The sequence below is a fragment of the Roseomonas sp. AR75 genome (assembly GCF_005222815.1).
In the GTDB taxonomy this organism is placed as follows: Bacteria; Pseudomonadota; Alphaproteobacteria; order Acetobacterales; family Acetobacteraceae; genus Falsiroseomonas.
On the sequence record NZ_STGB01000005.1, the window covers coordinates 26,346 to 52,589 of the forward strand.

Below are 26,244 nucleotides of genomic sequence, written 5' to 3' on the forward strand. Positions count from 1 at the left end.
CCGCAGGGGGCGGCCCTTTTCGTTTGCGCCGCGCGGCGCATGATGGCGCGGAGGAGGAACGCGGATGGACCTGCAACTGACCGGCAAGGTGGCGCTGGTGACCGGCGCCTCGGTGGGGCTCGGGCGCGGCATCGCGCGGATGCTGGCCGCGGAGGGCTGCCGGCTGGCGCTGCTGGCACGGAGGCGCAACCTGCTGGAGGAGCTGGCGGCGGAACTGCCGGCGGGCGCCGAGCCGCTGATCGTGGTGGAGGATTTCCGCAGCGAGGGGGCGGCGGAGCGCACGCGCGACGCGGTGCTCGGCCGCTTCGGGCGCTGCGACATCCTCGTGAACAACGCGGGCGGCAGCCGGCCGCAGTCCGACCTCGGCAGCGAGGCGGTCTGGATGGAAAGCCTCGACCTCAATTTCCACGCCGGGCGGCGCATGGCGCATGCCTTCGTGCCCGCGATGCAGGCGCAGAAATTCGGGCGCATCGTGAACATCACCGGGCCGGACGAGCCCTTCAGCATCAACGCCGCCAACGCGCCGAACGGCGCGGTGCATATCTGGGCCAAGGCACTGTCGCGACATCTCGGGCGCGACGGCATCACCGTGAACTGCATCCCGCCCGGCCGCATCCATTCCGAGCAGATCGACACGCGCATCCTGCCGACGCCGGAGATCGCGCGGGAATGGGCCGAGCGCGAGGTGCCGGTCGGCTATGTGGGCGAGCCGGAGGACCTGGCGGTGCTGGTGGCATTCCTCTGCTCCCCGCGGGCGCGCTACATCACGGGACAGGTGATCCATGTGGATGGGGGGGTCAGGCGGTTCAGCCATTGAACCGTGCGGGGCTCCGCCCCGCGCCCCGCCGGGGAGGATGATCCTCCCCGGGCCCCTCCCGGCGTGGGGGACGACGATGCGGCACGCGGCGCAGCAGAATCACATCCGGCGGACCATCGCGCGGGCGAAGCGGCGGCGCGGCAATGCGCCGATGCCGCCGGGTCTCGGCGAAAGGCTGGCGGATGCCGTGGCGGCGACGGTGGGATCGTGGCGGTTCATCGCGGTGCAGTCGGCACTGCTCGGCGCCTGGATCGTCGCCAACGCAGTGGCGGGGCGCGAGGCGTGGGACCCCTTCCCCTTCATCCTGCTGAACCTGCTGCTGTCCTTCCAGGCGGCCTATACGGCGCCGGTCATCATGATGAGCCAGAACCGCCAATCCGACATGGACCGCGACCGCGCGCTGGCGGACTACCAGGTGAACCTGCGCGCGGAGGCGGAGATCGCGCTGCTGCACGAGAAGGTGGACCTGCTGCGCGAGCAGGAGGTGCAGGAGTTGACTCGGCTGCTGCGCGACACGCTCGCGCGGCTGGAGAAGCTGGAGGAGCGGCGGGCATGATCGGCTGGATCGTCCGCATCCTGCTGCTGGCGGGCGGCGCGGTGGCCGCGCTGTTCGTGGCGCCGGATGCGGAGAATTTCGACATCGTGCAGGGGATGGCGTCGGTCGCGATCCTCGCCGCGGTCGTGCTGGTGGTGGCGCTGATCAGCCGGAAGTGATGCGGCGACCGGGTCGCGAGAAGAGCACAAGCGCCCGCGGATCTTGCCCGCCCCCCTCACCCTGCCCTCTCCCCCCTGCGGGGGGAGAGGGTTCTAGGACAGCCTTGGCCCGGGCGCGTCGGGGTCGAAGCCCATGGCGGCGGGGCTGGCCAGCGGCTTCTGCATCTCCATGACCAGCCCGTTCAGCGCGCCCGAGGCCTTGAAGCGCGCGAAGACCTGCTCGCCGAGTTTCTGCAGCCCGCCGATGGTGGGCCGCGCGACATCGTCCATGGTGTAGGCGGGCGGCGGCGGATCCAGTTCCACCTGCAGCCGGAAATAGGCGAGTTCGTCGCGCGCCTGGCGCAGCATCATCTCATGCTCGGTGACGGCGGAGGCGCCGTCCATGAAGACGTCGATCAGCCCGGGCAGCCAGCCGGCGAAGCCATAGGCCTGCGCCTTGGCCCCGTCGATCCGGTTGACCCGCGCGCCGGTGCCGAGCGAAAGCACGAGGGCGCGGTCGGCCTTCGGGAAGATCCGCCGTGCCTCCGCCAGGGCCAGCGCGGACGGGTCGTTGGCGAAGACGCCGCCATCGACCAGCGCATGGCGCCGCTGCGCGGGCGCGTAGTTCGCGTCCAGCGATTCCACGATGGCGGGCGGGAAATAGGTGGGCGCGGCGGAGGTCGCGCGCGCGACGTCGCGCAGCCGGAAATCCTCGCTGCCATGCAGCCGCGCGCGCCAGGAGCTGAACAGCTTGGGCCGCGCACGCTCCAGGTCCCAGGCGGTGACGAGAAGCTCGGGCGCGACCTCCCGCAGCTGCGTCTCGCCGAGGCGCTGCGTGAGCAGCCCTTCCAGCGCGGCGGGTTCGTATTTGCATTGGGACAGCGGGTTGCGGTGCGACCAGGCGCCGGGCGGGAAGATGGTGCCGCCATGCACGGTGTAGAGTTCGGCCAGTTCCGCGGGGCCGTGGCGCAGCGGGCCTGGGGCGCAGAGGCCGGCCGCCATGATGCCGCCCGTGGAGGTGCCGGCGACGAGGTGGAAGGCATTGGCCAGAGACTTGCCGGGCAGGCCGAGGGCGGCCGCGATGTGGCCGAGCGCGACGGCGGGGATCAGGCCGCGGATGCCGCCGCCATCGAGGGAGAGGATGCGGACCGTGCCGGGCATGGCGGGGCTCCCTTCTGGGTGGTGTGGGAGCGTAGCGCATTTCCCGGTTCCAGAGGCAGCGCGATGCCTCGTTGCCCCCCTCACCCAACCCTCTCCCCCCCCTTGGGGGGGGGGAGAGGGCTTTTCGTGGGAGAGGGGAGAGGCGGCCTGGGAAGGCGTTCGGGGGCTCAGGCGCGCTCCTCGGGCGTCGCGCGGAAGCGGCGGAGGTCGCCGCGGCGCAGGACGACCAGCTCCGCCGGCTCGCCGACGCGGTCGCCGGTGAGCCAGCGCAGCAGGGAATCGACGCCCAGCATCGGCTCGCCGGCGGCCGACAGCAGCAGGTCGCCGCGCTCCACGCCGGCGCGATCGGCCGGGCTGCCGCGCTGCACCTCCGTCACCAGCACGCCGGTCGCCTGGTCCAGGCCATGCAGCCGCGCGAAGCGGCGCGGGATGGCTTCGAGCTGGCCGGAGAGGCCGAGCCGGGCGCGGCGGACGCGGCCGAAGCGGATCAGCTGGCCGAGCACGACCAGCGCAGTGTTGGACGCGACCGCGAAGCAGAGACCCTGCGCGCCGCCGATCATCGCGGTGTTGATGCCCACCACCTGGCCGCGGCTGTCCACCAGCGCGCCGCCGGAATTGCCGGGGTTCAGCGCGGCGTCGGTCTGCACCAGGTCCTCGATCGGCCGGCCGCCTGCGCCCGTCAGCGTGCGGCCGAGCGCGCTGACGACGCCCGCCGTGACGGTGGAGGAGAAGCCGAGCGGGTTGCCGATGGCGATGGCGAGCTGGCCGGGGCGGAGCAATGCGGAATCGCCGAGCGTCGCGGCGGGCAGCGCGGCCTCGGTCTCGGCGCGCAGCAGGGCGAGGTCGGTGTCGGGATCGTCGCCCAGCAGGCGCGCGGGCATTCGGCGGCCCTCGGCGGTGGCGACCAGGATCGTCCCGGCGCCGCGCACGACATGGCTGTTGGTCAGGATCAGCCCGTCCGGGGAGACGATCACGCCGGAGCCGGCGCCGCCGCCACGGCCGGCGCGGATGGCCACGTTCACCACCGCCGGCCCGGCCCGCTCCACGGCGGCGGTGACGGCGACGGAGTAGGCGTCCAGCAGGACGCCGTCGGGGGGGATGGGGGCATCGAGCATGGCTGCCAATTTGGGAATGCCGATCCCCTCCCCCAAGCGGGCGCATGGCTTGTATGTTCCGGGCATGGAGATCGTGCAGGCCGTCCTGGCCCTGGTGACGGCCTGCGTCGTGTTTGCGCTGCTCGCGCGGCGGGCGAAGCTGCCCTATGCGGTGATCCTGGTGCTGGGCGGCATCGCGCTGGCCTTCGTGCCGGACCTGCCGCATGTGACCCTCGACCCGGAGCTGGCGCTGGCCTTCTTCGTGCCGCCGCTGCTGCAGGCCAGCGCCTGGCGGACGGATTGGCGCGCCTTCCGCTCCGCGCTGCGGCCGATCCTGCTGCTGGCGGTGGGGGCGGTGCTGTTCACCGCGGCCTGCGTGGCCCTCACGATCAAGCTGTTGATCCCGGACCTGCCCTGGGCGGCGGCGATCGCGCTGGGCGCCATCGTCTCGCCGCCCGATGCGGTGGCGGTGTCGGCGGTGCTGCGGCGGCTGCCGGTGCCGCGGCGGCTGGTGGTGGTGCTGGAGGGCGAGAGCCTGGTCAACGACGCGACGGCGCTGGTGCTGTACCACTTCGCCATCGTGGCGGTCGTCGCCGGCAGCATCACGCCCTATGAGGCGCCGGGCGACTTCCTGTTCGTCGCGGCCGGCGGCATCGCGATCGGCGTGCTGGTGGGCTACCTGGCCATCGCCGCCTTCCGCCGGCTGGACGATGCGCTGCTGGACACGGCCGTCAGCTTCATCGCCTGCTACGCGGCCTTCATGGCGGCGGATGCGCTCGGCGCCTCCGGCGTGATCGCGGTGGTCAGCGCGGGGCTGGTGATGGGGCAGCAGCAGCACCGGGTGATCTCGGCCGAATCGCGCGTGACCTCGGTGGTGGTGTGGCGCTTCATCGAATTCATCCTGACCAGCCTGATCTTCATCCTGGTGGGGTTGCAGCTGCGCGGCATCCTGGACCGGCTGGCGGGGACCAGCCCGTGGGAGCTGGCGGGGCTGGCGCTGGCGATCTCGGCGGTGCTGATCCTCTCGCGCTTCGTCTACGTCATCCCCGGCGAGTATCTCTGGCAGCTGGTGCGCCACGGCCGGCTGCCGCGGGGGCACAACACCTTCGGCGAGGCGCTCGTGGTCTCCTGGGCGGGGATGCGCGGCGTCGTGTCTTTGGCGGCGGCGCTGGCGCTGCCGCTGGATTTCCCGCAGCGCGACCTGCTGGTGTTCCTGGCCTTCACCGCAATCCTCGCCACGCTGATCCTGCAGGGCACGACGCTGGGCTGGGTGATCCAGCGCTTCGAGGTGCAGGAGGAACGGCAGGCGGGCATCCCCTCGCAGGAGGCGACGGCGCGGCGGCAGGTGGCGCATGCGACGCTGGCGGAGATCGAGCGGCGTGCGGAGGACGTGCTGGAAGGCGCGGTGGCGCGCGACCTGATCGGCGAGTATCGCGACAAGGCCAGGCTGTTCCACGGCGTGGCGGAAGGCAGCGCCCAGGCGGAGCTGGAGGCGCGGCTGCGCATCCGGCTGGCGGCGCTGCGCGCCGGGCGGGAGGCGCTTCTGGAACATCACCGCAGCGACGGGCTCTCGGACGAGGTGCTGACGGCGCTGGAGATGGAAATGGATCTCGAGGAGCTGCGCTTCCTGCGGCTGCTCGGCGCGGCACCGAAAGGCTGAGGCGGCATGGCGACGCAGGATCTGGCGGCGAGACTGGACGAAGCGCGGCGGGGACTGCTGGACCTGTCCACGCGCAACCGGCTGCTGTCGCTGCCGAAGCCCGGGCGCTCCCGCGGCGTCGTGCTGTTCCATGACGAGGATGCGGATTTCGTGCTGAAGGCGCTGCTGGACGGCAAGCCCTTCGGCTTCGAGCCGGCGCCGGATGCGGCGGAGGCCCCGTCGTCGTCAGCGGCATCGGCGGCGGAGACGGACGCGACGGCGGATGGCGCGAAGCCGAAGCGGCGCCGCGCGGCGAAGCCGAAGAAGGCCGAGGGGCTCGCCGCGGCGGATGCGGGCAAGACGCGGGAGCAATGGCAGGTGGACTTCCTGCTGCGCGCGCGGATGACGCCGGAGGAGTATGCGCGGCGCCTGCGCGACCTGATGACGGATGCGCGCACCGCGCGGGAGGAGACCGGCATCGCGACGCTGTCGCTGGCGATCGGCACGCTCGCCTGGCGCGATCCGGGCACGCCGGGGACGGAACGGCTGGCGCCGCTGGCGCTGCTGCCGGTGACGTTGGAGCGCGAGGGCGTCGGCCAGAATTTCCGCATCCGCTGGAGCGGGCTGGAGGTGCAGGAGAATCTGTCGCTGCGCGAGAAGCTCGGCGCGGAGTTCCGCGTGACGCTGCCGGCATTCGATGCGGAGACCTACGACCCGACGAAGTGGGCCGAGCAGGTCGCGGACGCGATCGGGCAGCGCGAGGGCTGGGGCGTGGACCCGGACGGGCTCGCGCTCGGGCTGTTCTCCTTCGCGAAGTTCCTGATGTGGCGCGACCTGGGTGCGACGGAAAATCCCGGGCTGGTCGAGCACCCGATGGTGCAGGCGCTGGTCGGGGGCGCGATGCTCTCCGCGCCGCCCCCCTTCCCCGACGACGCCGATGTGGATGCCGCGATCAAGGTGGAGCGGCTGGATCACGTCGTGGATACCGATGGCAGCCAGGCGCTCGCCGCGGAAGCCGTGCGCCAGGGCGGGCATGTCGTGGTGCAGGGCCCTCCCGGAACGGGCAAGAGCCAGACCATCATGAACATCATCGCCCAGGCCGTGCTGGACGGGCGCAGCGTGCTGTTCGTGGCGGAGAAGCTGGCGGCGCTGGAGGTGGTGAAGCGGCGGCTCGGCACGGTGGGGCTCGGCGCGGCCTGCCTGGAGCTGCATTCGGAGAAGCAGTCGAAGCGCGCGGTGCTGGACGAGCTGCGCGCGACGCTGGCGCTGCCCAACGTGAAGAAGCCGGAACGCGCGGCGCTGGTGCAGCGGCTGGGCGCGCTGCGGTCGCGGCTGAACGCGCATGCGGCGGCGATGGCGGGCGAGGTGGGGCAGAGCGGGCGCGCGCTGCACGCGGTGGTGGGGAACCTGGTGGCGCTGCGGGCGGACGGCGTGACGGCGCCGGATTTCGCGCTGCCGGGAGACTGGACCGAGACCGCGATCGCGGAGGCGCGGGACGCGGTGGCGGAGCTTGCGGCGCGGGCGGCGGAAGGCGGGCCGCGCAGCGCCTGGCGCGGCGTGACGAAGGTTCTGGCGCCGACCGACCAGGAGCGGTTCCTCGCGAGGCTGCCGGCGCTGATCCGGGCGCTGGCGGCGGGGGGCGATGTCGGGCCGGCGGCGCTGCGCGCGGCGATGGCGCGCGATGCGGTCGCGGCGACGGCGCCGCGCCACGATCCGGCGGCGATGGGGCATCCGGCGTGGCAGGGCGATCCGGCGCCGCTGCGCGCGCTGGCCGAGGCCGCGGCGGCGGTTGCGGCGGCGGAGCGCGATCCGCGGCTGCAGCCGGGGGCGCTGGAGGTGCAGGGGATCGCGGAGGCGCGGGCGGCGCTGGCGGAGGGCGGCGGGATCTTCGGGTTCCTCTCGTCCTCACTGCGCAACGCCAAGGCGGTGGCGGCGCGGGTGGCGCGCGATGCGGAGAATGCGCTGCCGGCGCTGGATGCGGCGCTGGCGGGACAGGCAGCGCAGCGCGCCCTGCGCGCGGGCGAGACGCTGGGGCGCGGCGCCTTCGGGTCGCTGTGGGGCCACGCGGACGCGATGGCGGCGCTGGTGGTGTGGCGGGTGGAGAAGGGCGCGGACGCGTTTGGCGCATTGGCCGAAGCGGGCGCGGCCCCCACCCCGACCCTCCCCCGCAACGCGGGGGAGGGAGCGGTAGGAGCGTGGGAGGAGTTGTGCGCGGCGACGAACCTCGACACGCGGCTCGCCTTCGGCGCTGACGACCCGTCCTGCGCGGACATCGCCGCGCGGCTCGGTGACTGGGCGGCGGCGCCGGAAGGGCTGCCGCTCTGGCTTGGCTGGCAGCGCGCGGTGGAGCGCGCGGGCGCTGCACTGGCGCCGATCGCCGAACGCCTGGCGGATGGCAGGCTCGCGCCCGAAACGGCCGAAGGGTCCTTCGCCTTCGCGCTGGACGAGGCGCTGCTGAAGGCGGCGATGCGCGCGCGGCCCGAGTTGGCGACCTTCGATGGGGCGGAGTTCGATCGCCTCGCCGCGGAGTTCGCGGAAGCCGACAAGGCGCGCATCGAGCTCACGCGGCGGGAGGCGGCCTGGACCCATGCGCAGGCGCTGGCGAAGGTCCGCGCGGGCCTGCCGGGCTACGAGATCCTGAAGGGCGAGTTCGAGAAGAAGCGCGGCCACCTGCCGGTGCGCACGCTGCTGGAGCGCGCGGGGCCGGCGATCCAGGCGGCCAAGCCGATCTTCATGATGTCGCCGCTGTCCGTCGCGCAGTTCCTGGCGCCGCCGCATGGGTTGCGCCCTGCCCTCACCTTCGACCTGCTCGTGATGGACGAGGCCTCGCAGATCGAGCCCGTCGATGCGCTCGGCGCGATCGCGCGCTGCCGCCAGGTGGTGGTGGTCGGCGACGACAAGCAGATGCCGCCGACGCGATTCTTCCAGCGCATGACCAGCGAGGATGACGGCGCGGAGGAGGAATATGCGGAAGGCCCGGTGGCGGCGCGGGAGGTGGAGAGCATTCTGGGTCTCGCCAATGCGCGCGGCGTGCCGAATGTGATGCTGCGCTGGCACTACCGCAGCCGGCACGAGAGCCTGATCGCCACCTCGAACGCGGAGTTCTACGAGGGGCGGCTGATGGTGCTGCCCTCGCCGCGCGCGCGGTCGGCGAAGCTGGGGCTTTCGCTGGTGAAGGTGGATGGCCATTGGGAGCAGGGCGCGGGCGTCAACCGCAAGGAAGCGGAGGCGGTGGCGCAGGCGGTGATGGCGCATGCGAAGGAGACGCCGGGCGATACGCTCGGCGTCGCGGCGTTCTCGATCAAGCAGCGCGACGCGATCCTTGACGAGGTCGAGAAGCTTCGTCGCGCCGATCCCGATGCGGAAAAATTCTTCGCCGCGCATGAGGACGAGCCGTTCTTCGTGAAGAACCTGGAGAATGTGCAGGGCGACGAGCGCGACGCGATCCTGATCAGCGTGGGCTATGCGCGCGGCGCGGACGGCAAGCTCGCGATGCGCTTCGGGCCGCTCTCCGCCGACGGCGGCGAGCGGCGGCTCAATGTGCTGATCACGCGGGCGAAGAAGCGCACCGTGGTGTTCAGCGGGATCACGCCCGACGACATCGACCTCGACCGCGCGAGCGGCCGGGGCGTTGCCGCGCTGAAGGCCTTCCTGCGCTTCGCCGCCGCCGGCGACCAGCGCCGCGCGGAGGGCGCGGACGCCGCGGCGCCGCTCGCGCGCGTCATCGCGCAGGAGATCGCGGCGACGGGCAAGGAAGCCGTCGCGCGCATCGGCATCTCCGGCCTCTACCTGGATGTCGCGGCGAAGGAGGGCGCGGATTTCGTGCTGGGCGTCGAGGCCGATGCCGGCGACTGGGCCAGCGTGCATGCCGCGCGCGACCGGGAACGCGGGCGGCCCGGCGCGCTCGGCATGATGGGCTGGAAGCTGCACCGCGCCTGGTCGCTGGCCTGGCTGCAACGGCCGGAGGCGGAGCGCGCGAAGCTGCGCGCCGCGCTGGGTGCCGCGCCTGTCGCGCAGGAGGACGCGCCGCCGGCATCGGCAGGCCCCGATCCCGGGCTGGCGCAACCCTACGAGGAAGCGACGCCGGAGGTGCCGAAGGACAGCGCGATCCCCGCGGTGCCCTTCGCCAAACTCTCGGACATCCTTGCGGCGATCATCCGCACGGAGCAGCCGGTGCATGCGGATGCCATCGCGGAACGCGCGCGCATCCTCTGGGGCAGGGAGGCGCTGGACGCGGCGGATCGCGCGGCGCTGCAGCAGGCGCTGCGGCTCGCCGCGCAGCTTCAGGGCGTGCAGGAGACGAACGGCTTCTGGAGCGCGGAGGATGCGCCACCGCCGGCGCCGCGCGACCGGCGCGCCGCCGCGGCGCATCTGCAACGCGCGGCGATGGTTGCGCCGGCGGAGATCGAGGCGGCGTGCAGGGCGCTGCTCGGTGCGATGGCGATCGCGACGGAGGAGGAACTCGCCGCCGGCGTGGTGCGTCTGCTGGGGCTGGAAGCGCGTGCCACCGCAGCGGTTGCGGCACGGATCGCGGCGCTGGTCGGATCGGGCGCCGTCGCGCTGCGCGCGTAGATCAGCGGCGCATCTGTCGCCTCGCCGCAACCTTCCGGTCCAGGGGCGCGTTTCGCGCCAATCGGACCGGCGGCATTTCCTGCCGGCCGGCCGGGACATAGGAGCGGAACGATGAAGACGAGGATGCTAGGCGCCCTGGCGCTCGGCCTGATCACGGCAGCGTGCGGCGTGAACCAGCAGGATCGCGTGGGTGGCGGCGCGGCGGCCGGCGCGGCAACCGGTGCAGGCGTCGGCGCGCTGGCCGGCCCGCCGGGCGTGCTGGCGGGCGCGGCGATCGGCGCAGGCGCCGGGGCGGCGACGGGCGCGGCAACGGAGCCCTCCACGCTCAACCTGGGCGAGCCGCCCTGGAGCAACCCGGATGCGCGCGTGCCGGGCACGCAGATGGGCAGCAATGCGCGCAGCAGCGGCAGCAGCAGCTATCGTGGCAGCGGCATGGCCAGCAGCGACACCCGCGCGCTGCAGCGTGCGCTCAACAACCGCGGCTACGACGCCGGGCCGGCCGATGGCGTCTATGGCCCGCGCACGCGCCAGGCGGTGATGGACTGGCAGCGCGCGAACAACATGCAGGCCACCGGGCGGCCTTCGCAGCAGATGGCGGCGAGCCTCGGCCTCGGCAGCAGCGCCACGGGCCAGACCGATCCCAACCGCGCCTATATGGGCGGCGGCATGACGACGAGCCAGGCGGGCGATTCGCGGCCGCGCGACGCGGCCGGCCATCCGATCGGCAGCGCCGGCCCGGGCATCCCGCCGGGTGCGCAGATCCAGACCGGTGCTGGCAGCTCGACCGCACGGCCGGCCTCGGGCGCTGCAGCGCCGGGCGCGACCAGGATGGACAGCGCCGGTCGCCCCGTCGATGCGGCCGGGAACGTCATCGGAAGCACGCCCCCGGGGCAGCCGCCCGGCTCCGAGATCCAAACCGGCGCAGCCGGTTCGACGCCTCGGCCGGCCTCGGGCGCGGGCATGACGGGCACGACCCGCACGGACAGTGCCGGCCGGCCCGTCGATGCGGCCGGGAACGTCATCGGAAGCACGCCCCCGGGGCAGCCGCCCGGTTCGGAGGTCCAGACCGGGGATCCCGCGCGGCGCTGACCTTCGCGGATGAACGCTGCGGCGTGAACGGGGGGCCGGCGAATGCCGGCTCCCCTTTTCTTTTTCACGCGCCGAACATGGTGTTCGGCAGGAAGGTGACGATCGCCGGGAACAGCGTCACCAGCACCACCGCGACCAGCATCAGGCAGAAGAACGGGATCGTGTTGCGCGTGACCGTCAGGATGTCCTTGCCGGTCAGGCCCTGCAGCACGAACAGGTTGAAGCCGACCGGGGGCGTGATCTGCGCGAGTTCGACGACGAGCACGATGAAGATGCCGAACCAGATCAGGTCGAAGCCCGTCGCTGCGATGATCGGCAGCACGACGGAGGCGGTGAGGACGATCATGCTGATGCCGTCGATGAAGCAGCCCAGCAGCAGGTAGATCAGCGTCAGCACCAGGATGATGGTGAAGGGCGAGAAGCCCTGCGCGCCGACCCAGGCGGCCATCGCGGCGGGGATGCCGGAATAGGCCATGGCCTTGGTCAGGAAGGCGGCGCCCGCCAGGATCAGGTTGATCATGCAGGAGGTGCGGACGGCTCCCATCAGGCTGGCGGTGAAGCTTGCCCAGGTCAGCGTGCCGCCGAAGGCGGAGAGCGCGAGCGCGCCGACGACGCCGAACACCGCCGCCTCCGTCGCGGTGGCCCAGCCGAAATAGATGCTGCCCATGACGAAGCCGATCAGCCCGATCACAGGGAAGAGCTGGCCGCTGGCGCGGAATTTCTCGCCGAGCGGCATGGGCGGGTCGGCCGGCGGCGTCTTCGACGGGTTGAGCAGCGACCAGACCGCGATGTAGCCGCTGAACAGCGCCATCAGCAGCAGGCCGGGGATGATGCCGGCGATGAACAGGCGGACGATCGAGACCTCTGCCGCCACGCCATAGACGATCATCACGATGGAAGGCGGGATCAGCAGGCCGAGCGTGCCGGCGCCGGCCAGCGAACCGATCGCCAGCGGCGCATGGTAGCCGCGCTGCAGCAGCGCGGGCAGCGACATCTTGCCCACGGTGGCGGCCGTGGCGGCCGAGGAGCCGGAGACGGCGGCGAAGATGCCGCAGCCGATGACGTTCACATGCATCAGGCGGCCGGGCAGGCGCTGCACCCAGGGTGCCAGGCCGCGGAACATATCCTCGCTGAGCCGCGTGCGGAACAGGATCTCGCCCATCCAGATGAACAGCGGCAAGGCGGCCAGGGTCCAGGAGGCGAGCGAGGCCCAGACCGCGCTGCCCAGCACCTTCTCGGCCGGGAAGGCCGCCATCCCCGGCATCAGGATGGGCAGCACGACGATCCCGACAAGGCCGGTGGCGAGCAGGCCGAGCCCGATCCAGACGCCGAGCGCCAGGATGCCGAACAGCGCGCCGAGCAGCAGCAGCCCGGCCTCGGTCTGCGCGAGGTCCATGGCTAGATCTCCTCCATGGCGCGCTGCACCGCCGAGCTTTCCGCGGCGCGCCGGTAGGATGGCGTGCCGCCGGCAAGATGCACCACGAGGTCGTCGGCCAGCGCGACGGCAAAGACCGCGCAGCCCACGGCGCAGGCGGCCTGCGGATACCACAGCAGCCAGGGCACGGTGCCCTGCGCGACATCCTCGAACTGCCAGGAATCGAAGGCGAGGTCGCCGACCGAATAAGCCAGGAAGGCGGCGAGCCCGGCGGTGGCGGCCAGGGCGAAGGCCTCCATCGCGAAGCGGGCGCGGCCCCTCACATGGCCGATGATCAGGTCCACGCGGATATGCGCGCCATGGCGGAAGGCATAGGCGAGCGGCAGCAGGGCGGAGGCGGCGACCGCGAAGGCGGTGAGGTCGTCGGCGCCTTCGAAGACCAGGCCGAACTGCCGGCCGATCACCTGGGCCGCGATGATCGCGCCGATGGCGGCCAGCGCGACGCCGCCGGCGATGCCGAAGGCGAGATAGAGCAGGTCGAGCGCGCGGCGCAGCGCGGTCATCTCAGGCGCACCGGACAGGGCGGCGGGTCATGTGGCGGGGCTCCGGCGGACATCGCTGCCATCCATGCGCGGCGCGGCCCGCGCGGGAAGCCCCGGGCAGGACGCCGCGTCGCGCGGCGGGACGCGACTGCCCAGGGTGGCGGCAGGCGCGCCGCCACCCTGCCGCCGCATCGCGCAGCGCGTCGTTCAGCGGCGATAGGCCTCGATCAGCGCCTTGCCGTCGGGGCCGGCGCGCTCGATCCACTCGTTGGTCATCTGGGTGCTGACGCGGCGCAGGCCTTCGAGGAATTCGGGCGTCGGCGGCACGATCTGCATGCCGCGCTGGCCGAGCGTGGCTTCCGTGCTGCGCTGCGCCTCCGCGCTGAGCTCGTAGCCTCGCGCCTCCGCCTTTGCCGCGGCGGCGCGGACAGCCTGCTGCACGGGCGCTGGCAGGGCCTCGAGCGCGCGGCGGGAGACGAGCACGGCGTTCTTGGTCATCGAGAAGCCGAGCGGCGTGAACACCTTCGCGTAATCCCAGGCGGCGGTGTCGACGCCGGTGGCGGCGGAGGTGATCTGCGCCTGCACCACGCCGGTGGCGAAGGCCTGCGCCAGTTCCGCCGCCTGCACCAGCGTGGGCTGCGCGCCGACGATGGTGGCGAAGCGGTTGGTCGCGGGGGAGAAGGTGCGGAAGCGCAGGCCGCGCAGCCCCTCGATCGTGGTGATCGGCTGCTGGGCATAGAGGCCGGCGGGGGGCCAGGGCACCATGTAGAGCAGGCTCAGTCCCTGCCGCGAGAGGCGCTGCTCGATATAGGGCTTCTGCAGGTCGGCGAGCTTCTTCGCCTCGGCGAAGTTGGTGACGAGCTGCGGGATGGCGTCCGCGTCGAAGAAGACGTCCTCGTTGGAATAGGCGGTGAGCAGGATCTCGCCGAGCTGCACCTGGCCGGTCTGCACGCCGCGCTTGATCTGCGGCATCGGCAGCAGGCTGGCGCCGGAATGCAGCTGGATCTGCAGCGCGCCGTTGGAGGCGGCCTGGATCTCCTCGAGGAAGGCCTTGACGTTGCGGGTGTGGAAATTGCTGTCCGGATAGGGCGTGGCCATCTGCCAGCGGGTGCCCTGCGCGACGGCGGCCCCCGTGGCGAGCGGGGCGAGGCCGGCGGCACCGGCGGTGGCAAACAGGCTGCGGCGGCTCAGCATTGCGATCATTCTCCCTGTCGGATGCCTTTCCCGAGGGGAGAGGATCGCCGCCGGCCGCCGCGGGGGCAAGGGGGTGCGGGCTACAGGGGGTAGTCCGCGGGATTCACGCCGGCCTGGTCGAGGAAGCGGCGGATCTCGCCGACCTCCTCCTTCGAGAAGCTGTGGCGCGTGTCGTGGAAGCCGTGGGTGTGGCCGTTCAGCGTGACCTTCACCTGGCCGTGGCCGCCATGCGTCACCTCCGCGCCGAGGTCCTCGAAGACGGCGACGACATGCTTCGGGTCGATGTTGGCGCTGACGGGGTGCGCGAAGAGGGAATGCAGCACCTTGCGATGGCGGTGGTTCATCCGGCTTGGTCCGTGACTGGTTGACGCGCGCAGTCTGGGGTGGCCGGCGGGCGGCGGTCCTTGATGCGGATCAAGGGGTGGTGGTGATGGTGGGCGCGCGGGTGGTGGAGGGGCGCCACCATTCCACGCCCCCCTCACCCCGACCCTCTCCCCCCTGCGGGGGGAGAGGGAGATGGGATGCGGGGGGAGACGGGGGGGCGGGGCGTCAGCCGGCGCTCTCGACGTAGTGGCGCAGCTCCTCGGCCTCGTGCAGCGCCTCGTCGATGCGCGCCTTCACGAGGTCGCCGATCGAGACCATGCCGGCCAGGCCGCCATCCTCGTTCAGCACCGGCAGGTGGCGCACGCGGCGGTCGGTCATCAGCGCCAGCGCCTCGCTGACGGTGGTGCGCGGCGTCGCGGTGTGCAGCAGGCGCGTCATCATGCGTGCGGCCGGCAGGGTGACGGAGTCCGCGCCGTGGCTCGCGATGCAGCGAACCATGTCGCGCTCGCTGACGATGCCGAGCACGTCGCCGCCGGCATCGCGCACCAGCACGGCGCCGATGCGGTGCTGGGCGAGGATGCGGGCGATGGCGCCCGCATCGTCCTGCGGCCCGACGGAGACGACCTGGTTGCCCTTGCTCCGCAGGATGCTGCCGATGTCCATGGTCCGGTATCCCTTCCCGTAGGCCGGACAAGGCTGCCAAACGGACACGCAACGACGCAAGGAAAGGCTGTGCTGCGGTGCGATAGGGGCGCGCGCGGGTTGCGGGGGCGGCGCGATGATCCTGCGTGCCCCCCTCACCCTGCCCTCTCCCCCCTGAGGGGGAGAGGGTTCTGAACGAGGGTCAGGCGGGGGTCTCGGTGCCGGCGAGCTGGGTGCGGACGAGGTCGGCGAAGCGGCCGTTCTGGCGCACCAGCTCCTCGAAGGTGCCGCGCTCCATCACGCGGCCGCCCTCGAAGACCAGGATCTCGTCGGCGTCGCGCACGGTGGAAAGGCGATGGGCGATGATGAAGGTGGTGCGCCCGGCCATCAGCGCCTTCAGCGCCTTCTGCACGCGCGCCTCGGTCGCGGCGTCGAGCGCGCTGGTCGCCTCGTCCAGGATCAGCACGGGCGGGTCCTTCAGCAGCGCGCGCGCGATGGCCAGGCGCTGGCGCTGGCCGCCGGAGAGCGCGGTGCCGCGCTCCCCCACCATCGTGTCGTAGCCCTGCGGCTTGCGGCTGATGAAGTCGTGCGCCTCCGCCATGGTGCAGGCGCGCTCGATATCCTCCTGCGTGGCGTCGGGGCGGCCGACCAGCAGGTTGTCGCGGATCGAGCGGTTGAACAGCAGCGCCTCCTGGAAGACCACGCCGATGTTGCGGCGCAGGCTTTCCAGCGAGATGTCGCGAAGGTCGTGGCCATCCAGCGTGATGCGGCCATCCACCGGGTCCCACAGCCGCTGCAGCAGCGACATGGCCGTGGATTTGCCGGCGCCGGTCTGGCCGACCAGGGCCACGGTGCGGCCGGGCGGGGCTGCGAAGTCGATGCCGTCCAGGATGCGCGGGCCGCCGGGATAGGCGAAGGCGACATTCTCGAACCGCACCGCGCCTTCGACCCGGCCCAGGGAGGCGGCATCCGGCTTCTCCGGCACGGAGGAGCGGCTGTCGAGCACGTTGAAGAACTGCTCCAGCGCCGGGGCCTGCATGACCATGTGGGAGACGAAGGCGACGGCGCCTTCCATGCGCGCGATCAGCAGGGTCGCGAAGCCCATGAAGGAGACGATCTCGCCCACGCTCGCCTCGCCGCGCTGGTGCAGCAGCGTGCCGAGCACGAAGATGGCGATGACCGTCAGCGTCGCCGCGGCGCGGGTCAGCACCGCGACCACCGCCCACCAGTTCAGCACGGGGAACTGGCGGTCCAGCACCTCCCGCACGATGTCGCCGAACAGCCGCGCCTCGGAATGCAGGCGGGAGAAGGACTGCACGACGATCACGTTGGAGAGCGCGTCCTGCACGTTGCCCGCAAGCTGGGTGTGCAGCGCCTCCACCTGGCTCTGCGCCACATGGGTCTTGCTGATGACCCAGGCGGAGACCAGGGCGAAGACCACGACCAGCACGATGAGCAGCACGCCGAGCTGCCAGTTCAGGAACAGCGTCAGCGGCAGCAGCACCAGCGCGGCGATGAAGGTGATCAGGTGCTCGCGGAAGAAGGCGAGCCAGAGGCCGAACAGGTTGTCCGAGCCCATCAGCATGATCTTCATCAGCCGCCCGGACTGGGTGTCGCCGTGGAAGGACAGCGGCAGGGAGAGCACATGCTCGAAATAGCGGCCCATCACCACCAGGCGGTTGCGATGCGCCATGCGGTCCGACAGCAGCGCGACCGCGACATTGGCGCCGATGCCGGAAAGCCCGACGGCGCCCCAGAGCGCGAGCAGGGCGAAGGCCTCCTGCCAGACCGCGGCGGCGGGCAGGCGGTCGGAGCGCGACAGCAGGTCCACCACGCGGCCGAACAGGACCGGTTCGAGGAAGGAGAGCCCGGCGAGCGCCAGCGCCGCGAAGGCCAGGCCGATCGCCACCCACCGGTCGGGCGCCAGCAGCGCGAGCACCCGCCAGTAGAGCCTCAAGAAGTGCATCGGCCGGCCCCTTCCGACTTTCGCGCACCGGGGAGAGACGGAGTCCCGGCGGCTTCGAAGTCCTGCGCCAAGGACTCCCGAAATTCCCGCCATCTTGCAAGCCGAGCCCAGTCTGCGGCAGGAACGCCCGGCAAGCGCCACAGCGGGACGGCAGTTCCCGCCCCAGGAGGACCACGCCCTTGAACATCACCCGTCGCGCCGCGCTCGGTGCCGCGCTCGCCGCCCCCCTCATCCTGCCCAGCGCCGCCCGTGCCCAGGCCTGGTCCCCCTCGCGCGGCGTGCGGATCGTGGTGGGCTTCCCCCCGGCGGGCACCACGGATATCGCCGCCCGGCTGCTGTCGGAGCCGCTCGGCCAGCGCATCGGTCAACAGGTGGTGGTGGAGAACCGGCCCGGCGCGGGCGGCAATCTGGGCAACGCGGTGGTCGCGCAGGCCGAGCCGGACGGCCACACCCTGCTGATGCAGACGATCAGCGGCGGCGCGATCAACTATGCGCTGTATGGCGCGCGGATGCCGGTGAAGCCGGAGGATCTGGCGGCGGTCGCGCTGATGCTGCGCGTGCCGAACGTGATCTTCGTCAACCCGCAGGTGCCGGCGCGCACCCTGCAGGAGCTGGTGGCGCTGGCCAAGGCGCAGCCGGGCAAGCTCAACATCGGCTCCTCCGGCGCCGGCACCTCGCTGCACATGACGGGCGAGCTGCTGAAGCTGGAGGCCGGCGTGGACATGGTGCATGTGCCGTTCCGCGGCGCCGGGCCGATGCTGCAGGAGAACATCGCCGGCCGCATCGAGGTGGGTGTGGACAACCTGCCCTCCGCGATCGGGCATATCCGCGACGGGCGGCTGCGGGCGCTGGCGGTCACCACGAAGGAGCGTACGCCGGCGCTGCCGGACGTGCCGACCACCGCCGAGGCCGGCTACCCGAATGTCGAGGCGACCGCCTGGTTCGGCCTGCAGGCCCCGGCACGCACCCCCGCCGCGGCGATCCAGCGCTATTCCGACGCGATGAACGAGATCCTGAAGACCGAGGACATGAAGCGCCGCATCGCCGATCTCGGCGGCATGCCGCCCGGGCTGACGCCGGATGGCGGCACCAGCCCGGCGGCCTTCGACGCCTTCATCAAGGCGGAGATTGCCAAATGGGCGGTGGTGGTGCAGCGCTCCGGCGCGAAGGTGGAGTGAGCGCCGCCGGGCCCATCGGCGGCCGCGCGGCCTGGACGGGCGCGGCGCTGGCCGCCGACCCGTCCTGGATCATGCCGCTGCCGCCGGAGGCGCCGGCGGAGATCGCGGCGGCGCTGGCCGGCCTGGAGTGGCGCATGGTGCCGGGCTTCGACGCCCGGCACTTTCCGCTGCCGCGCACCGCCGGCTTCCTGGCCGAGGTGGCGCGGGAGCTGGAAGAGGGGCGCGGCCTGGTGCGGCTGACCGGGCTCGATCCCCGGCACTATGCCGCTGCGGACCTCAAGCGGGTGTTCTGGGGGCTGATGTGCCATCTCGGCACGCCGCTGCCGCAGAACACCACGGGCGAGGTGCTGGCCGAGGTGAAGGACGAGACCGGCAGCGGCGCGGCCGTCGCCTCCGGCACGGCGCGGGCGCGCAGCCGCTCGACCGGCCCGCTGCGCTTCCACACGGACAAGTGCGACCTGCTGGCGCTGCTCTGCGCGTCCAACGGAATCGCGGGCGGGGTCTCGCGCATCGTCTCGACCGTCGCGATCCAGGATGCGATGGCGGCGCGGCGGCCGGACCTGCTGGCGGTGCTGTACCAGGATTTCTGGCGCGCCCGCCCGGCCGACGAGGAGGGCGAGGGGATGGCGGCGAAGCCCTTCCCCATGCCGGTCTTCGCGCGCGGACCGGATGGCGGCTTCACCAGCCAGTACAGCCGCACCTATGTGGAGCTGGCACAGGGCATGCCCGGCGTGCCGCCGCTGACGGCGCAGCAAGTAGAAGCGATGGACCTGCTCGCCGCGCTGGCCGAGGAGCTGTGCGTCGAGATGCCGTTCGAGCCGGGGCAGATCCAGCTGATGAACCAGCACGTGACCTATCACGGCCGCACCGCCTACAGCGACGACGTGGAGCCGGGGGCGGCGGCGGGATCGCGGCGCAACCTGCTGCGCATCTGGCTGTCGAGCCCGCTGAGCCGCGCGCTGCCGGCGGGGCATGCGGGGCAGTGGGGCGATGTGCGCGCGGGCGCGCTGCGCGGCGGTGCGATGCCCGGGCGGAGCGCGCTGGCAGCATAGCGGCCGGCGGCGGCTTGCGCGCGGCGGCGCGCTTGCCTACCCCCCTCCGACGAACAGGGAGACTTCCATGACCGGGATCGATCGCCGCGCGCTGCTGGGCAGCGCCCTGGCCCTGCCCTTCATCGGCGCCGCGCGCGCGCAGGGCTGGGCGCCCACGCGGCCGGTGCGCCTCGTCGTGCCCTTCCAGGGCGGCGGCGCCACCGACCTGACCGCGCGGCTTTTCGCGGAGCGCCTCGGCACGATGCTCGGCCAGCCGGTGGTGGTGGACAACCGCCCCGGCGCGGGCGGCGCGGTCGGCGCCGACGCGGTGGCCAAGGCCGACCCGGACGGGCACACGCTGCTGATGTGCACGATCGGCACCGCGAGCATCAACCAGTTCCTCTATTCGCGCCTGCCCTACAAGCCGGAGGACCTGGCCGCGGTCGCGCTGGTCAACCTGGTCGCCAACGGCATCATGGTGAATCCGGCCGTGCCGGCGCGCAGCTTCCAGGAGTTCATCGCCTATGCGAAGGCGAATCCTGGCAAGCTGAACTACGGCACGCCGGGCAACGGCACCTCCGGCCACATGTCCGGCGAATACCTGAAGGTGCGCGCGGGGATCGACATCACGCACGTCCCCTATCGCGGCACCGGCGGGGTGGTGCCGGACCTGCTCTCCGGCACGCTGCAGGTCGCCGTGGACAACCTGCCCGCCTACATCCCGCATATCCGCGAGGGGAAGGTGCGGCTGCTCGCGGTGACGTCCAAGGACCGCTGGTTCTCCTTCCCGGACGCACCGACGGTGATCGAGAGCGGCATCTCCGGCTTCGAGGCGGTGGCCTGGTTCGGCGTGCAGGCGCCGGCCCGCACGCCGGCGCCGATCGTGCAGCGCTATGCCGACGCGATCCTGGAGATCTCGCGCGAGCCGGCGGTGATCGCGCGGCAGCGCGAGATCGGCGCGGAGCCGCGCCCGCTGGGGCCGGCGGCCTTCGAGGCGTTCATCCGCGAGGAGAACGCCAAGTGGCGCGAGGTGGTGCGCGTCTCCGGCGCGAAGCTGGATTGAGCTATCGCGCCTGCTCGACGGCCATCGCGGCGACGGCGCGCGCGATGGCCTCGGCGCGGGGCAGGTCCACCGTATGGGGCCAGCGGTCCTCCGGCGCGTGGAACCAGGGATTGCTGCCGATCAGCGAGAGATAGCGGCCGCCGCGCGTCTCGATCTCATGCGCCTCGCCGCCGGCCTTGCCGCCGGTGTGCACCTCCAGCGCGGCGCGCGGATGGCCGGCCGCGACCAGCATCTCCGCCATGCGGTCGGCGAGGCCCGCGACGTTGCTGCGCACGGTCAGCTCCGGCGCCTCCGCGCAGCCGAGATTGGCGCCGAGATGGATCGCCAGCGCGCTGTCGGAAGCCAGTTCCGGCTCGGCCTCGAAGGCGCGGTTGGCGCCGATATGGCCGACCTCGTGGCCGCAGGTGGCCAGGCCGACCACGCCGCGCCGGCGCTGCGCCCCTGCCAGCGCGCGCAAAGCCTCAACGAGACAGAAGATCCCGCCGCAGCGCTCGGCGGTGCTGGTCCACCAGGAGGTGCGGGGCGTCAGCAACAGCAGCTTCGGTCCGTCACCGGGCAGGTCCGCGCGGATATTGGCGCTGCGCGCGGCGCCGAGCCGGCCCTGCGCGACCAGCCGCGCCGGCGCGCCGCGCTCGGCGAAGGCGCGCAGCCGCTCGGCCTCGCGCCCGGCCACCTGCAGCACCGGCGGGCCGAAGGGTTTCTGGACATCGAAGGCGTTGATCGGGGCGAGGCTGTCGGGCTTCGTGCGCAGCGCCAGCACGATGGCGGCGTGGCGGCTTTCCCGCCGCGCGACGGCGAAGGGCGCGTTGGGCAGGCTGGCGGCGTTGGGCAGCAACTCGGCGAAGCCGATCCGCGCGGCCGAGCCGAGCGGGCCGAGCGTGCCGACCAGGCCGCCGGAATCGGTCGTGCCGCCATCGAACAGCGGCAAGCCCTCGATGGTGGCGCCGCCGATATCGAGCCAGGCCGGGCCGGGGACGAAGCGGTTGAAGCCGATCGGCAGAAGCTGCGCGGCGGCGCCGGCTTCCTCGGCCCTGTCGCGCAGCCAGGTGGCGGAGGCGGCATCCCCCTCCCCGCCCGCGCGACGCTCGCCGAAGGCGTCGTAGGCCGCGAAGAACTCGGCGGCCTTCATTCGACGCGGGCGCCGGAGAAGGCGATCAGCCTTTGCAGCCGCGCCACTTCCCTCGGCCATTCCGCGGCATAGGCGGCGGGGGAGTCGGAGAGGGTGATGGACCCGCCCTCCCGCGTCAGCGCCTCCCGCAGGGCGGCGTCCTCGGTGACGATGCGGCGCACGGCGTCGTGGATGCGCTGGGTGATGGCGGGCGGGATGCCGGCGGGGCCGACCAGCGAGGAGCCGCTGATGATGACGGGGCCGTCGGGGATGGTCTCGGCCAGGGTGGGCATGTCGGGGAAGGCGGGCATGCGCCGCGATCCCGTGGTGACCAGCACGCGGATCGCGCCCTGCTGCGCGCGCGGCAGCGCGATGTTGCTGATGGCGAAGGCGAAATCCACCTCGCCCTGCTCCACCGCCAGCGCCGCCTGGTTGGCTCCGCGATAGGGCACATGCGTGCCTTCCGCGCCGACCGACTTCAGCAGCGCGGCGGCGGCCATGTGGGCGGGCGTGCCGACGCCGCCCGAGCCGTAGCGCAGCCCGCCCGCCGGCGCCGCCTTCGCGCCCGCGATCAGCTCCGCGATGGTCTTCCAGGCGGCGGCGGGGCGAACGCAGAGCAGCGCCGGGTTCTCCGCGATGGTGACCACCGGCGTGAAGTCCTTCAGCACGTCGAAGCCGGGATCGCGCTGCATCACGCCGACAGTGATGGCGGTGCCGCCGCCCCAGAGCAGCGTCGTGCCGTCCGGCGCGGCGCGGGCGACGGTCTGGCTGGCGATGAGCCCGCCGGCGCCGGCGCGGTTCTCCACGACAATGGAGCCGCCGAGCGCGTCGCCGAGCTTCGCGCAGACGATGCGCGCGAGCGTGTCGGAGGAGGCGCCGGCGGCGAAGGGCACGATGACGCGGACCGGGCGCGGCGGCCAGTTCGCCGCGGCATCGGCCTGCGCCCAGGCGGGGCGGGCGAGCAGGGCGAGCGGCGTGAGAGCGAGGCTGCGTCGGCGCATGGCGGTCCTCCCGAGGTTGTTGGGGGAAGCATGCGACGGTGGAGCGGGAGGGGGAAGGGCGGGGCGGGGTGGCGGGTGGGATGCGGCTTCGGGTGGCTTCGTCAGCGCTGCGCGCACCCCCCCTCACCTGCTCCGGCTAGGCGCTGCGCGCCAAGCCTGCGCGATCCTCTCCCCCCTGCCGGGGGGAGAGGGATGAAGAAGGGGGAAGAGACTGGAGAAGGGAGGGAGGAGATTGGCTACAGGCGCTCGGGGGCGAAGGTGTCGCAGGCTTCCAGGCGGCCGCTTTCCAGGCCGGCGCGGAACCAGCGGGCGCGCTGAGCGGAACTGCCATGGGTGAAGCTCTCGGGCACCACGTAGCCGCGCGCCTGGCGTTGCAGCCGGTCGTCGCCCACCGCGGCGGCGGCGTTCAGCCCTTCCTCGATGTCGCCGCGCTCCAGGATCTGCCGCGCCTCATGCGCGCGCCGGGCCCAGAGGCCGGCGAGGCAATCGGCCTGGAGTTCCACGCGGACCTGCAGGGAATTGGACTCCGCCTGGCTGGCCTGGCGCTTCAGCGCCTCCACGCGCTGCAGCACGCCAAGCTGGTTCTGCACGTGGTGGCCGACCTCATGCGCGATGATGTAGGCGGCGGCGAAATCGCCGGTCGCGCCGACCTGGCGCTGCAGGTCCGCCATGAAGTCGAGGTCGATATACACCTTGCTGTCGCCCGGGCAGTAGAACGGCCCGACCTGCGCCTGCGCCACGCCGCAGGCGGATTGCACCGCGCCGGAATAGAGCACCAGCACCGGCTCCTGGTAGCGGCGGCCGAGGCTCTGGAAGATCGGGTTCCAGACATCCTCGGTCTCGGCCAGGACGCGGCGGGCGAAGCGGCCGGCGGCGTCCTCGGATGGCGGGGTGCCGGGCTGCGCGCCCGGTGGGGCGCCGCGCGGCGCGGCGCTGGGCGCCGGCGCCTGCACCACCTGGCCGCCACCGGTGATCATGCCGGGATCGACGCCGAACAGCAGGGCAAGGACGACCAGCACGATGGTGCCGAGGCCGCCGCCGACGACCATGCCGCCCCGGCCGCGCCCGCCGCCCATGCCGCCGCGGAAGCCTCCCCCGGGCCCGCGGCCGCGGCGGTCTTCCACATTGTTGCTCTCGCGCCCGCCTTCGAGCCGCATGGCCTGGTCCCTCCGCGCTCAGTTGCCGATCAACAACCGTTGCAGCGCCGGCGACAGCCCCTGGGTTGCGCGCCCGCTCGGCGCGGCATAGCCGCCCACGGAAGGCTTGGGCAGGCCGAGCGCCACCAACATCTCGGCGAGGCGCACCGCGCAGGCGATGCCGTCCAGCAACGGCACCTTCGCTCGCGGCTGCAGATCGCGGTCCATCCCGGCCAGCGCGGCGCCGGCCAGCACCACGGCATCGGCCCGCCGCGAGAGGCCCTCGATCGCGGCGAGCAGCTTTTCTCGCGCCGCCTCCGGCTCGGCCAGGGTCTGCTGCGGCGTCATGGCAAGCCCCTCCACCGCGGCGCAGCGGCCGGCCAGGCCGTAGCCGGCGACCAGCTCCTCATAGGAGCCGACATTGGTGCCGAGGGTGAGGACGGCGAATTTCCCGCCGAGCAGGCAGGCGGCGAGGCAGGCGGCCTCGGTCATGCCGACCACCGGGCAGGGCATGAGCTGGCGGGCGGCATCCAGCGCGGTGTCATAGCTCACCGCCAGTACCATCGCCTCCACCTGCCCGGCATGCTGCGCCAATGTCTCGAGCAGGCCGTGGGCGGCGATGGCGTTCTCCGCACGGGTCGAGATCACCGCCGGGCCGAAGGCCGGCGTGGCGCCGATGATCTCGGTGCCCGGCCCGGCGGCGCGGCGGGCGGAGGCGACGCAGGCCGCCGTGATGGCCTCGGTGGTGTTGGCGTTGGCGACGAGGATGCGCATGGCGCCACTCTCCCCCGTCGCCCCGGCCGGCGCAACGGATCGCGCAGCCCGCAGCCAGCCTGTATGCTCGGCGCGATGAAGCTGGAAGCCTTCGACGGATTGCTGCTGGACGCCGCGGAGCCGCGGCTCGCGCCCGCGCTGGAGGCGCTGCGGCGCGGCGTCTATGAGGGGCGCGAGGTGCGGCTGGTGAAGGGCCTGCTGCGGCCGGGCCAGCGCGTGATGGAACTCGGCACCTGTACCGGCCTCGTGGCGATGCAGGCCGCGCGGGTGGTCGGGGCGGAGAACGTCTTCTGCTACGAGGCCCATCCGGACAACGCCGCCCTGGCCCGCCGGCATTTCGCCGCGAACGGGATGGCGATCGCGCTGGAGCATGGCGTGCTGGCCCCGCGCCGCCGGATGCTGGCGGACCCGGCGCGCAGCGTGACCTTCCACCTCTCGACCTCGCTCGTCTCCTCCGCCCTGACGGCGGAGGGCATGCGCAAGTCCCGTCCGGTGGAGGTGCCGCTGCTGTGCCTGGAGGACGAGATCGCGCGGCATGGCGCCACGGCGATGATCGTGGACATCGAGGGCGGCGAGGTCGAGCTGCTGGGCCAGTCCGCGCTCGACGGCATCGACGCCATCATCATGGAGACGCATTACCGCAAGGCCGGCGTGCGCGCGACGAACGACATGATCGCCCATCTCGTCGCCCAGGGCTTCCGGCTGGACCTGCGGCATTCCGGTGCGGAAGTCGTGCATCTCTACCGCGCCGGCACGGGGCCGGAGGCGGAGGAAGCCGCGGGCTGACTACCCGCCCACCATCCCGCCGGTCGCGCCGGGCGCCGGTGCCTCGCCGACCGCGGCCAGGCCATGCGGCAGGGCGCGGGAACTCGGCGTGACCAGCATCAGCCGGAGCGCCTGGCGCACCGCGCCGGCATCGCCCTCCACCGCCTCCGCGCGGCGCTTCCAGACCAGCAGCGGGTTGAACAGCAGCACGTCGCCCGGCCGCACCTCCATCCGCAGGGCGAGGCCCGGCTCGGCGCAGATCGCATCCAGCGAATCCAGCGCCTCCACCTGCGCGGCGGTGAGGCGCGGCGTCTCGGGCAGGCGCTGCGCGGCGTCGATCGCGTCGCGGGCGTAGCGGCCGACGAAGGCGCCGGAGGCGGTGCTGAACACGGGCAGCGCCACCACCGCGGGCGTCGCGCCCTCCTCCTGCAGCAGCAGATGCGGGATCGGCGCATAGAGCAGTTCCAGCGCGGCGCGGTTGCGCTTCAGCATCTCGTTGTGGACGGAGGCGGCGGAGACAAGCATCACCGGGTCCACATCGGGCGGTTGGCGCAGCGTCAGCAGGGCGACGATGTCCGCCGCGTCGGCATGGAAGCGCCACCGCGTGGCGCCGCCCGCGGGGCTGTCGAGGCGCTGCACCGCCTCCCCGGCATTGCCCTGCGGCAGGGCGCGGCCGAGATGCGTGCCGAGCACCAGCAGCAACGCCTCGGCCCCTGCCTCCCCTTCGCCGAGCTGGTCGAGATTCAGGCCGCGCAGCAGCACGAGGCCCCGCCCGGTATCCAGCCGCGTGGCCGCCTGGCGCAGCACGGCACCCAGCCGGGGCAGCGGCGCCTCCGCCGCGGTGGCGGGCGCGCGGCCGCCGAGCGCGGCGAGCACGGCCTCGATTTCGGCCGCATCCTCGGTGCCGAGGGGGACCATCCAGTCGGCCGGACGCAGATCCGGCGCCCGCCAGGCGGAGGGGCCGGCCTGCGGCACCAGCCGCGGACGCGGGCCGGGAGGGGAGGAGGTGGCGCTCATCGGCCGGAAGCTAGCAGGGGCCAGCCGCCAGGGCACCAGCCGCCAGGGTGCGATGCCCTTGCC

The 26,244-nt window shown here is 72.9% G+C and carries 23 protein-coding genes; 10 read left to right on the plus strand and 13 right to left on the minus strand.

Annotation, left to right across the window (positions count from 1 at the left end; all coding sequences use genetic code 11):
* Positions 1–64: 64 nt before the first annotated feature.
* From E4T13_RS19785 to E4T13_RS29970, 3 genes are all read left to right on the plus strand, one after another.
* A complete protein-coding gene (locus E4T13_RS19785) occupies positions 65–817 on the plus strand; it encodes an SDR family NAD(P)-dependent oxidoreductase (protein ID WP_137180079.1) in 753 nt (250 codons plus the stop codon).
* Positions 818–893: 76 nt separating this feature from the next.
* Positions 894–1,373, plus strand: a complete 480-nt coding sequence (locus tag E4T13_RS19790) for a DUF1003 domain-containing protein (protein ID WP_137180080.1) — start codon at positions 894–896, stop codon at positions 1,371–1,373.
* Positions 1,370–1,531, plus strand: a complete 162-nt coding sequence (locus E4T13_RS29970) for a hypothetical protein (RefSeq protein WP_170985100.1) — start codon at positions 1,370–1,372, stop codon at positions 1,529–1,531. Before E4T13_RS19790 ends, E4T13_RS29970 begins: the two co-directional genes overlap by 4 nt.
* A 93-nt stretch (positions 1,532–1,624) precedes the next feature.
* On the opposite strand, the gene E4T13_RS19795 is transcribed toward E4T13_RS29970, so the two are convergent.
* Together E4T13_RS19795 and E4T13_RS19800 are read right to left on the minus strand one after the other, a co-directional pair.
* Positions 1,625–2,671, minus strand: coding sequence for a patatin-like phospholipase family protein (locus E4T13_RS19795; protein WP_137180081.1), 1,047 nt, complete (start codon positions 2,669–2,671; stop codon positions 1,625–1,627).
* A gap of 167 nt (positions 2,672–2,838) precedes the next feature.
* Positions 2,839–3,786, minus strand: coding sequence for a S1C family serine protease (locus tag E4T13_RS19800; RefSeq protein ID WP_137180082.1), 948 nt, complete (start codon positions 3,784–3,786; stop codon positions 2,839–2,841).
* Positions 3,787–3,850: 64 nt separating this feature from the next.
* On the opposite strand from E4T13_RS19800, the gene E4T13_RS19805 reads away from it, so the two are divergent.
* From E4T13_RS19805 to E4T13_RS19815, 3 genes are all read left to right on the plus strand, one after another.
* A complete protein-coding gene (locus E4T13_RS19805) occupies positions 3,851–5,425 on the plus strand; it encodes a Na+/H+ antiporter (RefSeq protein ID WP_170985101.1) in 1,575 nt (524 codons plus the stop codon).
* Between the two features lie 6 nt (positions 5,426–5,431).
* The gene (locus tag E4T13_RS30910; protein ID WP_137180084.1) at positions 5,432–9,976 is read left to right on the plus strand and encodes a DUF4011 domain-containing protein; all 4,545 of its coding nucleotides are present in this window, start codon (positions 5,432–5,434) and stop codon (positions 9,974–9,976) included.
* A gap of 111 nt (positions 9,977–10,087) precedes the next feature.
* Positions 10,088–11,065 (plus strand): peptidoglycan-binding protein, encoded by a 978-nt coding sequence (locus E4T13_RS19815; protein WP_137180085.1) that lies wholly within the window; start codon positions 10,088–10,090, stop codon positions 11,063–11,065.
* Between the two features lie 64 nt (positions 11,066–11,129).
* Here E4T13_RS19815 and E4T13_RS19820 read toward each other — a convergent pair whose 3' ends face one another.
* The 6 genes from E4T13_RS19820 to E4T13_RS19845 all read right to left on the minus strand — a co-directional run bounded on the left by E4T13_RS19820 (position 11,130) and on the right by E4T13_RS19845 (position 17,108).
* A complete protein-coding gene (locus E4T13_RS19820) occupies positions 11,130–12,461 on the minus strand; it encodes a TRAP transporter large permease (protein ID WP_137180086.1) in 1,332 nt (443 codons plus the stop codon).
* A 2-nt stretch (positions 12,462–12,463) separates the two neighbouring features.
* Entirely contained in the window at positions 12,464–13,003 is a 540-nt protein-coding gene (locus E4T13_RS19825; RefSeq protein ID WP_137180087.1) for a TRAP transporter small permease, read from the minus strand.
* A gap of 186 nt (positions 13,004–13,189) precedes the next feature.
* The gene (locus tag E4T13_RS19830; RefSeq protein ID WP_137180088.1) at positions 13,190–14,176 is read right to left on the minus strand and encodes a TRAP transporter substrate-binding protein; all 987 of its coding nucleotides are present in this window, start codon (positions 14,174–14,176) and stop codon (positions 13,190–13,192) included.
* 80 nt (positions 14,177–14,256) lie between these two features.
* Positions 14,257–14,520 carry a hypothetical protein gene (locus tag E4T13_RS19835; RefSeq protein ID WP_137180089.1) on the minus strand — a complete coding sequence of 88 codons (264 nt, stop codon included), beginning with the start codon at positions 14,518–14,520 and terminating at the stop codon, positions 14,257–14,259.
* Positions 14,521–14,725: 205 nt separating this feature from the next.
* Entirely contained in the window at positions 14,726–15,163 is a 438-nt protein-coding gene (locus E4T13_RS19840) for a CBS domain-containing protein (protein WP_137180090.1), read from the minus strand.
* A 181-nt stretch (positions 15,164–15,344) separates the two neighbouring features.
* Positions 15,345–17,108, minus strand: a complete 1,764-nt coding sequence (locus E4T13_RS19845) for a glucan ABC transporter ATP-binding protein/ permease (protein WP_137180091.1) — start codon at positions 17,106–17,108, stop codon at positions 15,345–15,347.
* 179 nt (positions 17,109–17,287) lie between these two features.
* Here E4T13_RS19845 and E4T13_RS19850 point away from each other — a divergent pair, with 179 nt between their 5' ends.
* The 3 genes from E4T13_RS19850 to E4T13_RS19860 all read left to right on the plus strand — a co-directional run bounded on the left by E4T13_RS19850 (position 17,288) and on the right by E4T13_RS19860 (position 20,380).
* The gene (locus E4T13_RS19850; RefSeq protein ID WP_170985102.1) at positions 17,288–18,286 is read left to right on the plus strand and encodes a tripartite tricarboxylate transporter substrate binding protein; all 999 of its coding nucleotides are present in this window, start codon (positions 17,288–17,290) and stop codon (positions 18,284–18,286) included.
* Complete coding sequence (locus E4T13_RS19855) at positions 18,283–19,338, plus strand: TauD/TfdA family dioxygenase (RefSeq protein WP_240791221.1); 1,056 nt, start codon at positions 18,283–18,285, stop codon at positions 19,336–19,338. The genes E4T13_RS19850 and E4T13_RS19855 overlap by 4 nt, the downstream gene beginning before the upstream one ends.
* A 67-nt stretch (positions 19,339–19,405) precedes the next feature.
* Positions 19,406–20,380 carry a tripartite tricarboxylate transporter substrate binding protein gene (locus E4T13_RS19860; protein ID WP_137180094.1) on the plus strand — a complete coding sequence of 325 codons (975 nt, stop codon included), beginning with the start codon at positions 19,406–19,408 and terminating at the stop codon, positions 20,378–20,380.
* A gap of 1 nt (position 20,381) precedes the next feature.
* Here E4T13_RS19860 and E4T13_RS19865 read toward each other — a convergent pair whose 3' ends face one another.
* The 4 genes from E4T13_RS19865 to E4T13_RS19880 all read right to left on the minus strand — a co-directional run bounded on the left by E4T13_RS19865 (position 20,382) and on the right by E4T13_RS19880 (position 24,399).
* On the minus strand, positions 20,382–21,509 hold the full coding sequence (locus E4T13_RS19865; protein ID WP_137180095.1) for a hypothetical protein: 1,128 nt from the start codon (positions 21,507–21,509) through the stop codon (positions 20,382–20,384).
* A complete protein-coding gene (locus E4T13_RS19870) occupies positions 21,506–22,489 on the minus strand; it encodes a tripartite tricarboxylate transporter substrate binding protein (RefSeq protein WP_137180096.1) in 984 nt (327 codons plus the stop codon). Before E4T13_RS19870 ends, E4T13_RS19865 begins: the two co-directional genes overlap by 4 nt.
* Before the next feature lie 236 nt (positions 22,490–22,725).
* Positions 22,726–23,646 carry a neutral zinc metallopeptidase gene (locus tag E4T13_RS19875; protein ID WP_137180097.1) on the minus strand — a complete coding sequence of 307 codons (921 nt, stop codon included), beginning with the start codon at positions 23,644–23,646 and terminating at the stop codon, positions 22,726–22,728.
* 18 nt (positions 23,647–23,664) lie between these two features.
* Positions 23,665–24,399 carry an aspartate/glutamate racemase family protein gene (locus E4T13_RS19880; protein ID WP_137180098.1) on the minus strand — a complete coding sequence of 245 codons (735 nt, stop codon included), beginning with the start codon at positions 24,397–24,399 and terminating at the stop codon, positions 23,665–23,667.
* A 63-nt stretch (positions 24,400–24,462) separates the two neighbouring features.
* Here E4T13_RS19880 and E4T13_RS19885 point away from each other — a divergent pair, with 63 nt between their 5' ends.
* Entirely contained in the window at positions 24,463–25,185 is a 723-nt protein-coding gene (locus tag E4T13_RS19885; RefSeq protein ID WP_137180099.1) for an FkbM family methyltransferase, read from the plus strand.
* Here the strand turns inward: E4T13_RS19885 and E4T13_RS19890 are convergent, their stop codons facing one another.
* Positions 25,186–26,181 (minus strand): TauD/TfdA family dioxygenase, encoded by a 996-nt coding sequence (locus E4T13_RS19890; RefSeq protein WP_170985103.1) that lies wholly within the window; start codon positions 26,179–26,181, stop codon positions 25,186–25,188.
* Positions 26,182–26,244 lie beyond the last annotated feature (63 nt).

Coding starts and splice junctions, on each gene's coding strand:
- E4T13_RS19785 (WP_137180079.1), top strand. CDS start 65: ATGGACCTGCAACTGACCGGCAAGGTGGCGCTGGTGACCGGCGCCTCG.
- E4T13_RS19790 (WP_137180080.1), top strand. CDS start 894: ATGCGGCACGCGGCGCAGCAGAATCACATCCGGCGGACCATCGCGCGG.
- E4T13_RS29970 (WP_170985100.1), top strand. CDS start 1,370: ATGATCGGCTGGATCGTCCGCATCCTGCTGCTGGCGGGCGGCGCGGTG.
- E4T13_RS19795 (WP_137180081.1), bottom strand. CDS start 2,671: ATGCCCGGCACGGTCCGCATCCTCTCCCTCGATGGCGGCGGCATCCGC.
- E4T13_RS19800 (WP_137180082.1), bottom strand. CDS start 3,786: ATGCTCGATGCCCCCATCCCCCCCGACGGCGTCCTGCTGGACGCCTAC.
- E4T13_RS19805 (WP_170985101.1), top strand. CDS start 3,851: ATGGAGATCGTGCAGGCCGTCCTGGCCCTGGTGACGGCCTGCGTCGTG.
- E4T13_RS30910 (WP_137180084.1), top strand. CDS start 5,432: ATGGCGACGCAGGATCTGGCGGCGAGACTGGACGAAGCGCGGCGGGGA.
- E4T13_RS19815 (WP_137180085.1), top strand. CDS start 10,088: ATGAAGACGAGGATGCTAGGCGCCCTGGCGCTCGGCCTGATCACGGCA.
- E4T13_RS19820 (WP_137180086.1), bottom strand. CDS start 12,461: ATGGACCTCGCGCAGACCGAGGCCGGGCTGCTGCTGCTCGGCGCGCTG.
- E4T13_RS19825 (WP_137180087.1), bottom strand. CDS start 13,003: ATGACCGCGCTGCGCCGCGCGCTCGACCTGCTCTATCTCGCCTTCGGC.
- E4T13_RS19830 (WP_137180088.1), bottom strand. CDS start 14,176: ATGCTGAGCCGCCGCAGCCTGTTTGCCACCGCCGGTGCCGCCGGCCTC.
- E4T13_RS19835 (WP_137180089.1), bottom strand. CDS start 14,520: ATGAACCACCGCCATCGCAAGGTGCTGCATTCCCTCTTCGCGCACCCC.
- E4T13_RS19840 (WP_137180090.1), bottom strand. CDS start 15,163: ATGGACATCGGCAGCATCCTGCGGAGCAAGGGCAACCAGGTCGTCTCC.
- E4T13_RS19845 (WP_137180091.1), bottom strand. CDS start 17,108: ATGCACTTCTTGAGGCTCTACTGGCGGGTGCTCGCGCTGCTGGCGCCC.
- E4T13_RS19860 (WP_137180094.1), top strand. CDS start 19,406: ATGACCGGGATCGATCGCCGCGCGCTGCTGGGCAGCGCCCTGGCCCTG.
- E4T13_RS19865 (WP_137180095.1), bottom strand. CDS start 21,509: ATGAAGGCCGCCGAGTTCTTCGCGGCCTACGACGCCTTCGGCGAGCGT.
- E4T13_RS19870 (WP_137180096.1), bottom strand. CDS start 22,489: ATGCGCCGACGCAGCCTCGCTCTCACGCCGCTCGCCCTGCTCGCCCGC.
- E4T13_RS19875 (WP_137180097.1), bottom strand. CDS start 23,646: ATGCGGCTCGAAGGCGGGCGCGAGAGCAACAATGTGGAAGACCGCCGC.
- E4T13_RS19880 (WP_137180098.1), bottom strand. CDS start 24,399: ATGCGCATCCTCGTCGCCAACGCCAACACCACCGAGGCCATCACGGCG.
- E4T13_RS19885 (WP_137180099.1), top strand. CDS start 24,463: ATGCTCGGCGCGATGAAGCTGGAAGCCTTCGACGGATTGCTGCTGGAC.
- E4T13_RS19890 (WP_170985103.1), bottom strand. CDS start 26,181: ATGAGCGCCACCTCCTCCCCTCCCGGCCCGCGTCCGCGGCTGGTGCCG.